Origin of the sequence: Limnobacter parvus, assembly GCF_024623725.1 — a bacterium.
Lineage (GTDB): Bacteria > Pseudomonadota > Gammaproteobacteria > Burkholderiales > Burkholderiaceae_B > Limnobacter > Limnobacter parvus.
In genome coordinates this window covers 539,764-553,807 of the sequence record NZ_JANKHG010000017.1, presented here as the reverse complement: position 1 = coordinate 553,807, position 14,044 = coordinate 539,764, and the positions used below count along the sequence as shown (strand labels likewise).

Below are 14,044 nucleotides of genomic sequence, written 5' to 3'. Positions count from 1 at the left end.
AAATGACTGTGACCAGTGAAGACATCAAGCAAAGACTTGAAACCAGCCTGGAGGCTGAAGTTGAAGTAATCGACGAATCACACTTGCATGCTGGGCATGAGGGCGCGAAGTCTGGTGGGCGGCACTACCGCGTGAAACTGAAGTCTGCCCGCTTCAATGGGCTAAGAACCTTAGCGCGCCATCGTCTCGTGTATGATGCTTTGGCAGATTGGATGAAAAAAGAAATTCACGCTTTGGCCATTGATTCAACTGAGGATTCCGCTGAGGAAGCCCCAAGAAACGCGTCTTAGGCAGCGGCTTAGACCACCCGTATTAACTCTCTGAAAAACAAGGTTATTTTGTTATGTTGAAAACCACATTGAAAGCAACTTGTCTGGCCGCTGTTTTGGTTCTGGGCACCCCCGTACACGCTCAAAATGCAGCCGTGGTGAACGGCCAGTCCATCCCAAGCGCCTTGGTCGACTTCATCATGGCCGAGCAGGAAAAACGTGGACAAGCCGCCTCACCTGAAATGCGTTCCACCATTCGGCAGGAACTTATTAATCAGGAAGTGATGAAGCAGGAAGCCGTGAAAAAAGGCTTGAGCAGCGCTCCTGAAGTGAAGTACCAGGTTCAAATGATGAATCAGGCCATTCTGGCCAATGCCCTGCGTGAAGATTTCTACAAGAACACCAAGCTGACCGACAAAGAGGTCAAAGACGCCTACGCTGAAATCGCCAAGATGATGGGCGGCAGCGAGTTCCGCGCCAGCCACATTCTGGTTGAACAGGAAGCCGAAGCCAAAGCAATTATTGACCAGTTGGGTAAAGGTGGAAAATTTGAAGAGTTGGCCAAAACCAAATCGAAAGACCCCGGTTCGGCGCAAACTGGCGGCGACCTGGATTGGGCCAATCCAAACAGCTTCGTGCCCGAGTTTTCGCAGGCCATGGTCGGTTTGAAAAAAGGCGAATACACAAAAACGCCTGTGAAAAGCCAGTTTGGTTACCACGTCATTCTGCTGGCAGACACCCGAGAAGCAACTCCACCCAAACTGGAAGAAATTCGCCCACAACTTGAACAGAAAATGATCAACGACAAGTGGGATGAGTATCAAGGCAAGTTAATGTCAAACGCCAAGGTTCAGTAAGGCCTTTTTAGCAAGCACTTGACGTTGACTCAATTAAAAAGCCGCCAGATCCTACGATTCGGCGGCTTTTCTTATTTTCTGTCCAATTTCATCAAAGTGTCGTGATGCGATCGATGGCAGCCTGATACATGTAAGTCTGCCTCAAGCTAGACCAATCCAAAGAACTGCCCGACAACAGGCGACGCAAGCGCCGATCACGAACCTCTTTGTTCTCATTTACTTGGGGGACTGGATTATTCACCAGTGTTTCGATGTCGTCAAAGTTATTGCACACCAAAACAGCGTCACAACCAGCTTGCAGGGCCGCACTGGCGCGGGCGCGAATGTCCCCTACTCCGTGTGCACCCACCATATCCAAGTCGTCACTAATCACAGCGCCATCAAAACTGAACTTCACGCGCAACACTTCTTCAATCCAGAAACTTGAAAAACAAGCCGGTTTCGGGTCTACCTCGGAATACACCACATGTGCCGGCATAATGCTGGCCATGTTAAGCGTGCTGTTCAATTGGTAAGGCAAGGCATCCACTTTCAAAATTTCATTCAGGGAACGCGTGTCATGTGGCAATGCCAAATGACTATCCAGCTGAACCCAACCATGACCTGGAAAATGCTTTCCACAGGCTTGCATGCCAGCCAAAGCCATACCGTTCATCAATGCGGACGAAAGGCGCGATACCATGCGCGCGTCTTTACCAAAAGAACGGTCGCCAATAATTTCACTGTTGCCCCAATCCAGATCCAGCACCGGGGCAAAACTCATGTCAATGCCACAGGCGCGTAGTTCCGCTGCCATTACAAACCCAGCTTCTCGCGCCAGTGAAACCGCATCATCGAAATCCACCTCTGCTCGCTGACCAATTTGACGCATGGAAGGAATGGCCGTAAACCCCTCCCGGAATCGCTGTACACGCCCGCCCTCGTGGTCCACAAAAACCGGTTTATTTTCTCCACCGTTTTTACGAATAGATTCCACCAAATCAATAAGTTGGGCCTTACTTTCAAAGTTTCTGGAAAATAGAATCAAACCGCCTACAGCCGGATTCTTGATGTGCGCGATGTCTTCTTGGGACAAAGTTAAACCTGTTAAACCAACGATGAACGGACCTAACATGGCGAATTAATTCCTTTAGCTAACCTATTGTTTTTGAATATAAAATAACAGTCGACATTGCGTAATGCTGCTCATCGCTGATTGATACTTGTGCACAAGCCCTGCGTGATTGTAACCACTGGGTCAATCGGGTGGAATAGACCAAAAGGGGGCGTCCAAATTCGTCATTAAGCACCGAAAGGTCCTGAAATGAAAAATGCTCGCCAACGCCCGTTCCCATGGCTTTTGAAAATGCTTCTTTTGCGCAGTAACGCGTGGCGATGTACAAAATACCTCTTGGGGCCGATTTGTCTGATCGGCGCTCATATTCAGCAATTTCCTCTGGCGTTAGCACCCGCTTGATGAAACTTTCATGCCCTTTTCGAAGCAAATTCTCAATTCTCTCGATTTCGAGAATGTCGCACCCAAGGCCCAACACTTCATCAATCATTCCAAGCACCTTGCCTTTATCTCGGTCGAATTGCTTCTAACTTCGCTTTAATCATCAGTTCTTTCATCTTCTTGATCGCAGCTTCCCAGCCCATAAACACCGCATTGGCCACAATGCTGTGTCCAATGTTCAATTCTGCAATGGTTTCGATCGCGGCAACTGCTTGTACATTGTCATAATTCAAGCCGTGCCCGGCGTTCACTCGCAAACCCTCGGCAGCCCCGAAATTGGCGGCTTTTCGAATTCTGGCTAACTCAAGGTCCAAAAGTGAACCCGTGGCATGGGCATAACTACCGGTGTGCAGTTCAATCGCATCAGCACCACATTTCAGGGCTGCCTCGATCTGATCCATATCCGGGTCAATGAACAGTGAAATTCGCATTCCTTGGTCCTTCAGACGGGCCACCGCAGGTGCAATCAAGTGAAATCCACCAATGACATCCAGGCCACCCTCGGTCGTCACCTCTTCCCGGCGTTCAGGCACAAAGCACACATCCTGCGGCTTGATTTCCTCAACCAGGCGAATCATTTCCTCAACCACAGCACATTCAAAATTCAGACGCGTACTGATTTGCGGGCGAATGCGCCGCACGTCGTCGTCCTGCATGTGTCGGCGATCTTCACGCACATGCACAGTAATCGCGTCAGCACCGAATTCCTCAGCCAACAATGCAGCCTGCAATGGATCGGGCTCATGCCCCCTGCGCGCTTGGCGAATGGTGGCCACGTGATCAATATTTACACCAAGTTCAATCATGTCTTAACAAATGCTCCATCCAGACTCTAGACATCAAACCATTGGGCGCAACATGGGCTAAAAGCAATCGACGGGTAATCGGCTTCAAAGCACTCGCGGCGGCTTTCGACCACAGGCCCTGTTGAATCTCGACCATCCAGTGTCCTTGGACCATTTGTTCAACGAGACCGTTCTGCAAATTGCCTACATTTAACCCGTTCGAGGTAGTCCAGCCCACTTGATCTTGCCACACATAAGCACTATCGGACTCAATGTCCCTGCCTTGTGCATCAAATTGCCAATCAAAGCCGTAACCCAGTGCTTGAAGCAAACCCACTTCGAAACGGCGAATACACACATTCATGTCTTCACCGGCCACCAGTCCAATCAAGGTTTGCTGATACAAATCAAACAGTTCAGGGTGATTGTCTTCCCGACCCAAACCGCGCATCAGCAATTCGTTCAGGTAGTAAGCGGCAAACAACGCCTTGCCATCTGGCGACATCAAACCACCCATCCATTCAGCTTGGGTCAGGGTTTTAACATCCGATTTACCTGTAAAACGTACCGACAGGGGCTGAAAACTGACCAGCACCGCACGCAAACCCGAGTGCGGCCGCTTGGCCCCTTTGGCAACCACCGGCATGCGCCCATGTTCTTTGCAGAACAATTCCACAATCAAACTGGTTTCCTTGTACGGCACGCTGTGCAGCACATAGGCCAAATCCGAATTGGATCGGGGGTTATTCATACCCCAGGGTTTGCAGCAAAGTTGCATTGTCCGCCCAGCCACTGCGAACCTTCACCCAGGTTTCAAGATGAACACTGCCGCCAAAAAGGCGCTCCATGTCTTGGCGTGCCTCGGAACCAATGCGTTTCAGTTTTTCGCCACCCTTACCGATAATCATCGCTTTGTGAGAAGAACGATCCACTAAAATTGACGCGAAAATAACGCGTCGGCCTTCCTCAATTTCAAATTTGTCGATCACCACTGTGCAGGTGTAAGGCAATTCATCGCCCACCAAACGAAACAGTTTTTCCCGAATTCGTTCAGCGGCTAGGAACTTCTCTGGCCGATCCGTCAACGTGTCTTCGTCGTAAAAGAAAGGCTGCTCGGGCAACAAAGCAGATACAGCTTCCTTCAGACTGTCCAGATTCTTGTTGGTTTGCGCGCTCAAAGGCACGATCGCATCGAAGTTACGCTGGCCGCTCACCTTTTGCAGAAAAGGCAGCACTTCGTTTTTCTTCTCTAGCAAGTCCACCTTGTTCACCACGGCAACCAATGGTACGCCCTTGGGGCACAGCTCCAGCACTTTCATGTCAGCAGGCATTAGTTTGCCCTGCTCAATCACCCACAAAATCACATTCACATCCGCCAAGGCGGTTAACACCGCGCGGTTCATGGTTTTGTTCAGGGCGTTGGAATGCTTGGTTTGAAAACCGGGAGTGTCCACGAAAATAAACTGCGTGGGCACGTCTTTCACAGTTTCAGTCATTACGCCCAACACACGGTGGCGTGTAGTTTGCGGTTTGCTGGAAGTAATCGACAGGTGTTCACCAATCATTCCATTCATCAGTGTAGATTTGCCCACATTGGGGCGCCCTACCACGGCAATTACACCGCACTTGGATTCGGCCATGTTCATTGCCTCCTGCTGGCTTGATTGGGATCAGAATACTCCCGCTCAAGTAGTTCGATAAGCACCGCTTGTGCGGCGTGCTGCTCTGCCACCCGCCTTGAATGACCTTGGCCCAACTGGGTAATTTCAATGTCCTCCACAGTACACTCCACACTGAATTCAGGGCTGGAGGATGTACCGCCCTCTACCAGCACATTGTAGACAGGCAACTTCATGCGTTTGCCTTGCAGCAACTCTTGTAGACGGGTCTTGGGGTCTTTGCCCATGGACTCGATCGGTGTTTCCAACACCACAGGGGTCAATAAGCGAATGACGCAATCGCGTGCTGCCTCAAAGCCTGCATCCAGCAAAATCGCTCCAAATAGCGCTTCCAGAGCATCGGCAACAATGCTTTCCTTGATGGTTTTAGCACTTCGAAGCTCGCCAGCGCCCAAAAACAGGTACTGATCCAACGCCAAATTGCGGCCGATCAGGGCCAAGCATTCTTGTTTCACCAAGTGAGAACGCACCCGGGACATTTTGCCTTCATCCATATCGGGGTGCGTTTCAAACAGCAAAATTGAGGCCGCGCAATTCAGCACACTGTCGCCCAGAAACTCAAGACGCTCATTGTGCTGGCTGCAATAGCTTCGATGCGTCAAGGCAACCCGCAGCAACCCCTGATCTCTGAACTGGTACCCCAGTGCAGCCTCAAGGCTGGCGTATTTAGACTGCTCCATGCAAAACCTCCTGCCTGGCCTTAGTGGAAAAGGCCAATTCGGGAAAAGTCGTTGAAGTTCATCCACACCAAAAATGCCTTGCCAACCACTTGCTCGTCTGACACGAAACCCCAAATCCGGCTGTCACTGGAATTGTCTCGATTGTCGCCCATCATGAAATAATGCCCCTGTGGCACCACACAGCGAAACCCGTTCACATCGTATTTGCAATTGTCGCGATTTTTGAAAGTTTGTGCACCGATGACATACGGTGGTGCATCTTCATCATTCAGCACCAAGTGTTTCTTGCCACCCAATACCTCTTGGTACTGCAAGGAATAAGAAAAACTGTTTGGGTCGTAGTACTTGTCGAGCTCTTTGACTGGCAACGTTTTGCCATTTAAAGACAGTTTTTTGTTGCGATACTCCACTACATCGCCACCCACACCGATCACTCGTTTGATGTAATCAAGCGAAGGATCCAGCGGGTAACGAAAAACCATGACATCCCCCCTTTGCGGGTCTGACACTTCAATAATTTTTTTGTCGATGATTGGCAAACGAATACCGTAGGTGAATTTGTTCACCAAAATCAGGTCGCCAATCAACAAGGTGGGGATCATCGACCCCGATGGAATCTTGAAAGGCTCCACCACGAAAGACCGCAACACAAAAACAAACAGAATAACAGGGAAGAAACTGGCACTGTACTCAAGCCAAATTGGTTGCTTCATGTATTGGTTGCGGATGCGTCTTTCCGCCTCACCACCAGCCGCCGTCCCAGCCAAAGCCTGTTCGGCAGCCATTTTTCGTTTTGGCTTGAAAACAAAAACATCAAGCACATAAAAAAAGCCGGTGAACAACACCAGCAAAAACAGAATCAGGGAAAAATTCATTGTTATTTGTCTTCCACTTGTAGAATAGCCAAGAATGCTTCTTGGGGAATTTCCACATTGCCCACTTGTTTCATTCGTTTTTTACCGGCTTTTTGTTTTTCGAGCAGTTTTTTCTTTCGGGATATGTCGCCACCATAACATTTTGCCAGCACGTTTTTACGCAAGGCCTTCACGGTTTCACGGGCAATGATGTTCGCACCAATTGCGGCCTGAATGGCCACATCAAACATCTGCCTTGAAATAATCTCACGCATTTTCCCAGCCACGGCACGGCCTCGGTAAATTGAATTACTCCGGTGAACCATGATCGACAGGGCGTCTACTTTCTCGCCATTGATCAACATGTCCACTTTCACAATGTCGGCGGGACGGTATTCTTTGAATGCATAGTCCATCGATGCATAGCCGCGCGATGTCGACTTCAACTTGTCAAAGAAATCGAGCACGATTTCCGCCATTGGCATCTCGAAAGTCAGCCTTACTTGTCGACCGTGGTAAACCATGTTGGTTTGCGTACCGCGCCTGCCGGTGCACAAGGTCATTACCGAACCCACATATTCCTGAGGCATCAACAAGTTAACAATCACGATCGGTTCTCGGATTTCGTCGACCTTGCTCAGATCTGGCATTTTCGACGGGTTGTCGCAACGCAATATCGTGCCATCTCGCTGTCTGATTTCATAAACCACCGTGGGCGCAGTGGTGATCAAATCCATGTCAAATTCGCGTTCCAGACGTTCCTGTACAATGTCCATGTGCAGCATACCCAGAAAACCGCAGCGGAAGCCAAAACCCAGTGCTTGCGACACTTCGGGTTCGTAATTCAGAGCAGCATCGTTTAGGCGCAGCTTGTCAAGCGCCTCGCGCAAAGCCTCATATTGATTTGATTCAACTGGGAACAGGCCAGCAAATACTTGGGATTGCACTTCCTTGAAGCCGGGCAACGGCTTGTCTGCTGGCTTGCCAGCCAAGGTTACCGTGTCGCCCACCTTCGCACTTTCAAGCATTTTAATGCCTGCATTGATGTAACCCACCTCACCGGCTGACAATGAATCGCGGGCAATCGATTTTGGTGTGAACACACCCACGTCGTCGGCAATATAGGTGTCGCCAGTGGCCATCAACTTGATTTTGTCCTTTCGGTTCAATACGCCGTTGACCACACGAACCAACATGACAACACCCACATAGTTGTCGAACCAGCTGTCAATAATCAAGGCTTGCAGTGGCGCCTCACGGCTGCCTCGTGCCGGCGGAACCTTGTTGACAATCAACTCCAACACATCGGCAATTCCAACACCGGTCTTGGCCGAAATGGCGATTGCCTCGGATGCGTCAATACCAATTACGTCTTCAATTTCAGATTTGGCATTTTCGGGGTCGGCTTGCGGCAAATCGATTTTATTCAACACAGGCAGCACTTCTACACCCAGGTCGAGTGCGGTGTAACAGTTGGCCACTGTTTGGGCCTCCACACCCTGTGAAGCATCCACCACCAATAGCGCGCCTTCACAGGCCGACAAAGAACGACTTACCTCATAGGAAAAGTCAACGTGCCCCGGAGTGTCAATCAAATTCAGCAAGTAGGTGTTACCGTCTTTGGCTTTGTACGAAAGGGCTGCGGTTTGCGCTTTGATGGTAATACCGCGTTCTCGTTCAATGTCCATTGAGTCAAGCACTTGGGAATCCATTTCCCGGTCACTAAGCCCGCCGCAGGTTTGGATCAAACGATCCGCCAGCGTGGATTTCCCGTGATCAATGTGGGCGATGATTGAAAAATTACGTATGTGCTGCATTTGCATCATTAAAAAGGGGGCTGCTTGGCCCCCTGGAAATTTCGGTAACGTCTTATTTTACCTGATCAGGCCTTGCTTTACAGCATATTTCGCAAGGCCCCTAGCCTCGATGTGGCACGCATCACAGGCATGCACCGAGGGACGAAATGAATCAGGGCGTTAGAACCACAAAGAATGAATTTTCACCTCGGCGCACCAACATGGGTGTGGCCTGCCCTTTGGGCACCGCGTTGACTAAGTCCGCGAACTGCTTGGCGCTGCCAACATCTGAACGGCCAACCCGCAGGATAACGTCACCAGCCGCCACGCCCGCCGCAGCTGCCACGCCAACTGCATTGCGCACCACGACACCGCCCGTCAAATTCAAAGTCGACTTTTCCTGCGCGGTTGGCTCACCCACAGTCAAACCGAATTTGTCCGCTTCCGCAGCCTTGGGCTTTTCAACAGGTGCAGGCGTCGCCTTCGCAGTTTCAGTTTCAAATTCAACCACGGTAATCGCCACTGTTTTTTCGGCGCCTTTACGCCACAGCACCATGTTCACCTTTGAACCGGGCTTTGTTTCTCCAACGATCCGCGGAAGGTCCGAAGCTTTCACCACCTTCTTTCCATCGAACCGCAAGATGATGTCGCCAGCTATCACGCCCGCTTTTTCAGCTGGACTGTCTTTGCCAACCGAGCCAACAAGTGCGCCCACCGCCGAGTCAAGACCCAGCGCTTTGGCCACATCCTTGTCCACCTCGCCAATACCCACACCAATACGGCCTCGACTCACTTTGCCGTTCTCGCGCAGTTGCTTGGCCACACGCGTGGCCTCGTCAATCGGGATCGCAAATGAAATGCCCATGAAGCCACCGGTACGGCTGTAAATCTGTGAGTTGATGCCAATAACCTCACCATCCAGATTTAACAACGGTCCGCCCGAGTTGCCTGGGTTCACTGCCACATCCGTTTGAATAAACGGCAGGTATTCACCCGTATCACGGCCCTTGGCACTGACAATACCTGCGGTCACCGAGTTTTCAAGGCCGAATGGTGAACCAATGGCAACCACCCACTGACCGACTTTGGTGTTAGCCACGTTACCAATTTTCAAAAACGGAAAATTCTTCCCCTCAATCTTTACCAAGGCAACATCGGTGCGCTGATCAGAACCAATCACCTTGCCCTTGAACTCGCGATTATCCGGAAAGGTCACAATGATGGAATCGGCACCGTCTACCACATGGTGATTCGTCAAAAGAAAGCCATCGGCGTCAATTACAAACCCTGAACCCACACCGCTCGGTACTTCACGTTCAGGTGCTTGCTGCTGCCCGGGACGAGGCGTTTGACCTGGCTGGCCTGGCATGGGTGTGCCGGGTGGCATGAATCGACGGAAAAATTCAAAAAATGGATCATTGGGATCCATGCCAGGAAAGCCAGGAAAACCTTGAGGGTTTTGACTGACCTTCTGTGTGGTGCGAATGTTCACCACAGCGGGTCCAACCCGATCTACGAGATCAGAAAAATCGGGCAAGCCCCGCGTATTTGTCTGCGCTGGTGCAGGAACTGCCCACACAGTCAGAATTATCGCCAACAAAAAAAAGGCGATTGAAATTGTTTTTCCGGAATTCAACACTTCAGATCTCATTTAAAAATTTCCTTGTTATTGAGACTTCCAACGAACAGACTTTAAAAAAAGTCCCAAGGTTTTTTCGGGCACTTCGCCCAAGACAGTCACCAGGTGCTGCCCTTGTGTTTCCGATTTTGACATGACTGCGCCGTGGCTCATCGGCACTTGTGGCATGGACTGACCCGCGTTGTGCTTCTGAATAAACACCGACAGAGTCGACAATCCATCTGAATACACAGTTTGATGAATAAGCTCATCCTTGCTTTTCACACGGCAAACTGTGTCAGCCTTTTTGAAACCAAAGGCCAGATCTGGCAAATCATAAGTCAACTCTTCCGGCGACATTTTTCTTACTTCGGTGCTGCTAGTACGCCATCCGGGCCCGGCTTTCACCAATGCGGGGTTTTCAATCACAGTGGGCTCAAAAGTAATTTCCTTGAATCCAATGTTCTCCAGAACCTCGCCTTTTGGTGAATGGAGTTCAGAACGCATTAACAAATTGTTTTCACGATCAATGTACAGACGATATTCATAACGCATGTCGTCCTTTGGGGTTAACTTCAACACGCGAACCGCCCTGCCTGCCACCCTTTGACCTGGCATCTCGCTGATGTTGTAAAGCTTCTCCAGTCCATTACCGCCGTCCTCACCAGCCAACACGCGGGGAAAGGCGATCGAGGTGTGCCGACGCTCCGTTAGGATCATTTTTCTGTCAGGAATTACACACTGGATTTGATCGTTGTGTCGAATCCACTTGGCCGGTTGTCCGTCTAGTCGCTCAAGCACCTCGAATTCGCCCCCGCTGGTGGACTGATGTTGTAACTTGCTAGTTTGTGAGTGCTTGCCTGATTCGGTGATCAGCAAACCAGAATAGTTTAGGACTTTTGCTTGGTCATGACTGGCCCACACCAAACTCCACAAACCAGAGTCTGCTTGCACAGAAAATGCTGAGGCCGCCAGAACAAGGCCCGCCATCGCGTGTTTGGCTAAATTCAAGGGGCGGTACATCTTCATGGCATGGTCGTCACTGGGGTTGGCACAAACTCTTCAATCAACGGCTTGAAGACACATAATTAAACTGAACAGATGGGTCAGCGCCATACGGTGATGGCTCCCAGACATTCATCCAGTCAGCCGCCTGCGCATTGTTCAAAATAACGCGTTCGGTGTTGTTCAATGTTGGGCGATCAGCTTCCACGCGAGCAATTGGCGATACTCCAGATAAACCGCCTCGGATGCTGTTCTGCTGGTGAGCCATGAAGTATTCCTGCCACAAGGCCAGTTCTTCATCACTAATCGTGTTGTTCATGGTTTGGGTGCGAACCATTTGCACCTGGCTGTCCAAAGGAGGAATAGCCTGGTTCAGGGCAAAACTGAAAAACCCAACCGCGGCCACCGATGCAATCAAGCGGCGGGAACGCCCAGCGTTGAAAAGTCTTTGGATTGTCGACTGCCGGGCAACGGCCGTTGCCAATACTGGCGCAAACACCGTCGGTTCCTCATTCAGGCTGGCCTGAATACGGTCAAGAAGCGTTGGGGAATGAAACGCGGCCATGTCGCTTGATCGAATTAAGTCACCGACTGCACTAAAAGCTCGCCAAGTTTGCACTTCTTCGTCGGCCATCGCCGACAAAATTGCTTTCAACTCAGCCTCTTCAAGCTCGCCGTCCAACATCGCGGAAATTTGTTCGTTTCTATTCATCACTTTACTCACCGGTTTACCAACGCTTGCTACCCTTGGGCTCCAACAGCGGCTTGATCCTCACCGCGATCGCTTCACGAGCCCGGAAGATCCGGGATCGAACAGTGCCGATTGGGCAATCCATTGCTGCTGCAATTTCTTCATAACTCAGGCCATCGATTTCTCGCATCACGATGGCAGACCTCAATTCTTCAGGCAACGCCGCCATGGCCTCGTTCACCGCCTCGCCAATCTGCTTGGTTTGGTACAACGATTCAGGCGTATCAATGTTACTAAGAGCGGCATTGTCTTCAAAAGTTTCATTGTCGCCATCATTTGGTTCTTTCAAGGTAGAAGGTCGCCTGCCCTGAGTCACCAACAAATTTTTGGCAGTATTAATCGCGATTCGGTATATCCAGGTGTAGAAGGCACTGTCTCCGCGGAAGTTGCCAATGGCGCGGTAGGCCTTGATAAAGGTTTCCTGAACCACGTCCTCAATGTCTTCCTGATTACGGACCATGCGCGTTAACAAACGACCCACACGCCTGTGGTATTTGTTGACCAGTAAATTGAATGCCAACTTGTCGCCCGCTTGAACGCGCTGAACAATTAGCAGATCTTCGTCTTTATCGGAGGACATGCATCCTCCAAAAATAAGTGGAAAGTGATGTTTTTTCGAAGGACTGCTGTGCCTGCATGCGATTCAGAACTGCACGAGGCATTGCAATCTGTGGACTGGAGGCAGGTACAAACATGGTATGCAAATTGAACGAACTGGGCTTCGCCATGAACAGGAATACGCCCAGGGGCATTGACCAAGCCCGGGAGAGTTTCAAAGTGCGCACGGTTTCGATTGAATCTTGAGACTCCACAAGATAAAAGCGAGGGTCGAATTTCACAACCGGATCGAGTTCGTCGAGCATACTGAACCGCACGACTACCCTGCGAAATCCAGAAAGCACAGATGCAATTCGGGCAGCGAATGTGAATTCATTCAAAATGCTGCCCGACTGAGTGTTTGACAAGGATCGCCCCGTTACACCCTTGCAATGGCCAAGGTACCGTTGGTACCGCCAAAGCCGAAGGAGTTGGACAAGGCCAGTTTAATGGTCATGTCGCGCGCAGTGTTGGCGCAATAGTCCAGATCACAGCCTTCACCCGCTTCCAGCAGGTTGATTGTGGGTGGAGAAACCTGATTGTGTACCGCCAAGGCAGTAAACACTGCTTCAATTCCGCCCGCTGCACCCAGCAAATGCCCTGTCATGCTTTTTGTTGAATTGACAACGGTTTTGAAGGCGTGGTCGCCCAAAGCACGTTTCACAGCCATGGTTTCTGCCACGTCGCCAAGCGGCGTGGAAGTGCCATGAGCGTTCACGTAATTCACGTCTTCAGGGTTCATGCCCGCGTTGCGCAAAGCGGCTTTCATGCAGCGTGCCGCACCGTCACCGTCTGCACAGGGCGCGGTCATGTGGCTGGCATCAGCACTCATTCCGTATCCAACAACCTCGCCATAAATTTTGGCGCCGCGCTTTTTCGCATGTTCGTATTCTTCGAGCACCAATACACCGGCACCCTCACCCAGCACAAAACCATCACGGTCTTTGTCCCAAGGGCGGCTGGCGGCTGTTGGGTCGTCGTTTCGAGTCGACAGCGCCCGCATGGCGGCAAATCCACCGATACCCAAAGGCGAAACTGTGGATTCAGCGCCACCCGCAACCATTACATCGGCGTCGCCGTACTCAATGATTCGCGCCGCTTCACCGATGGAATGCGTACCTGTGGTGCAAGCCGTAACCATCGCAATGTTCGGGCCTTTTAAGCCATACATAATGGACATGTGACCCGAGATCATATTGATGATGCTGCCCGGTACGAAGAATGGGGAAATTCGACGGTAGCCTTTATTGATCAAATCGGTGTGTGTGTCTTCGATCATTGGCAAACCACCAATACCCGACCCAATGCTTACCCCGATTCGTTCAGAATTTTGTTCGGTCACTTCCAGACCAGAGTCTTTGAAGGCCTGAATACCGGCAGCCAAGCCGTAATGGATAAAAGTATCCATGCGTGCGGCTTCTTTACCTGGAATGTATTCTGCCACGTCGAAGCCTTTGACTTCGCCGGCAATTTTTGCGGTCAGGGCCTCTGTCTCAAAACGGGTAATGGTTGAAATGCCAGATTTGCCCTGGGTCAGGCTTGTCCAAGCCTCGCTTACAGAATTACCCACAGGGCTGATGATGCCCAAACCGGTAATAACAACACGTCTACGGCTCACAAGCCCTCCCTTTATCCAATGTTTGCCTGATTTGACAGGG

15 protein-coding genes are annotated in these 14,044 nt (G+C 50.7%); 2 read left to right on the top strand and 13 right to left on the bottom strand.

All coding sequences use genetic code 11. The features are described from left to right. Positions 1 to 2: 2 nt before the first annotated feature. Both NSP04_RS09720 and NSP04_RS09715 read left to right on the top strand, forming a co-directional pair. Positions 3 to 290: a BolA family protein gene (locus NSP04_RS09720; RefSeq protein WP_257512131.1), complete on the top strand. Its 288-nt coding sequence runs from the start codon at positions 3 to 5 to the stop codon at positions 288 to 290. A gap of 53 nt (positions 291 to 343) precedes the next feature. Then, entirely contained in the window at positions 344 to 1,126 is a 783-nt protein-coding gene (locus NSP04_RS09715; protein WP_257512130.1) for a peptidylprolyl isomerase, read from the top strand. 91 nt (positions 1,127 to 1,217) lie between these two features. Here NSP04_RS09715 and nagZ read toward each other — a convergent pair whose 3' ends face one another. The 13 genes from nagZ to fabF form a co-directional block, all read right to left on the bottom strand. Next, entirely contained in the window at positions 1,218 to 2,240 is a 1,023-nt protein-coding gene (gene nagZ / locus NSP04_RS09710) for a beta-N-acetylhexosaminidase (protein ID WP_257512129.1), read from the bottom strand. Positions 2,241 to 2,259: 19 nt separating this feature from the next. Further along, positions 2,260 to 2,670 (bottom strand): holo-ACP synthase, encoded by a 411-nt coding sequence (gene acpS, locus NSP04_RS09705; protein WP_257512128.1) that lies wholly within the window; start codon positions 2,668 to 2,670, stop codon positions 2,260 to 2,262. Positions 2,671 to 2,686: 16 nt separating this feature from the next. Continuing rightward, positions 2,687 to 3,427 carry a pyridoxine 5'-phosphate synthase gene (locus NSP04_RS09700; protein ID WP_257512127.1) on the bottom strand — a complete coding sequence of 247 codons (741 nt, stop codon included), beginning with the start codon at positions 3,425 to 3,427 and terminating at the stop codon, positions 2,687 to 2,689. Further along, positions 3,420 to 4,157: a DNA repair protein RecO gene (recO, locus tag NSP04_RS09695; protein ID WP_257512126.1), complete on the bottom strand. Its 738-nt coding sequence runs from the start codon at positions 4,155 to 4,157 to the stop codon at positions 3,420 to 3,422. Before recO ends, NSP04_RS09700 begins: the two co-directional genes overlap by 8 nt. Further along, positions 4,150 to 5,046, bottom strand: coding sequence for a GTPase Era (gene era, locus NSP04_RS09690; protein WP_257512125.1), 897 nt, complete (start codon positions 5,044 to 5,046; stop codon positions 4,150 to 4,152). The genes recO and era overlap by 8 nt, the downstream gene beginning before the upstream one ends. 2 nt (positions 5,047 to 5,048) lie before the next feature. Then, on the bottom strand, positions 5,049 to 5,765 hold the full coding sequence (gene rnc, locus NSP04_RS09685) for a ribonuclease III (protein ID WP_257512124.1): 717 nt from the start codon (positions 5,763 to 5,765) through the stop codon (positions 5,049 to 5,051). Between the two features lie 20 nt (positions 5,766 to 5,785). Beyond that, positions 5,786 to 6,640 carry a signal peptidase I gene (gene lepB, locus NSP04_RS09680; RefSeq protein ID WP_257512123.1) on the bottom strand — a complete coding sequence of 285 codons (855 nt, stop codon included), beginning with the start codon at positions 6,638 to 6,640 and terminating at the stop codon, positions 5,786 to 5,788. A 2-nt stretch (positions 6,641 to 6,642) separates the two neighbouring features. Next, positions 6,643 to 8,436 (bottom strand): translation elongation factor 4, encoded by a 1,794-nt coding sequence (lepA, locus tag NSP04_RS09675; protein WP_257512283.1) that lies wholly within the window; start codon positions 8,434 to 8,436, stop codon positions 6,643 to 6,645. 151 nt (positions 8,437 to 8,587) lie between these two features. Next, positions 8,588 to 10,066 (bottom strand): Do family serine endopeptidase, encoded by a 1,479-nt coding sequence (locus NSP04_RS09670; RefSeq protein ID WP_257512122.1) that lies wholly within the window; start codon positions 10,064 to 10,066, stop codon positions 8,588 to 8,590. Between the two features lie 15 nt (positions 10,067 to 10,081). Further along, entirely contained in the window at positions 10,082 to 11,062 is a 981-nt protein-coding gene (locus NSP04_RS09665; protein ID WP_257512121.1) for a MucB/RseB C-terminal domain-containing protein, read from the bottom strand. 37 nt (positions 11,063 to 11,099) lie between these two features. Then, complete coding sequence (locus NSP04_RS09660; RefSeq protein ID WP_257512120.1) at positions 11,100 to 11,750, bottom strand: sigma-E factor negative regulatory protein; 651 nt, start codon at positions 11,748 to 11,750, stop codon at positions 11,100 to 11,102. Between the two features lie 16 nt (positions 11,751 to 11,766). Beyond that, the gene (rpoE, locus tag NSP04_RS09655; RefSeq protein WP_257512119.1) at positions 11,767 to 12,369 is read right to left on the bottom strand and encodes an RNA polymerase sigma factor RpoE; all 603 of its coding nucleotides are present in this window, start codon (positions 12,367 to 12,369) and stop codon (positions 11,767 to 11,769) included. Positions 12,370 to 12,765: 396 nt separating this feature from the next. After that, entirely contained in the window at positions 12,766 to 14,004 is a 1,239-nt protein-coding gene (fabF, locus tag NSP04_RS09650) for a beta-ketoacyl-ACP synthase II (protein WP_257512118.1), read from the bottom strand. Positions 14,005 to 14,044 lie beyond the last annotated feature (40 nt).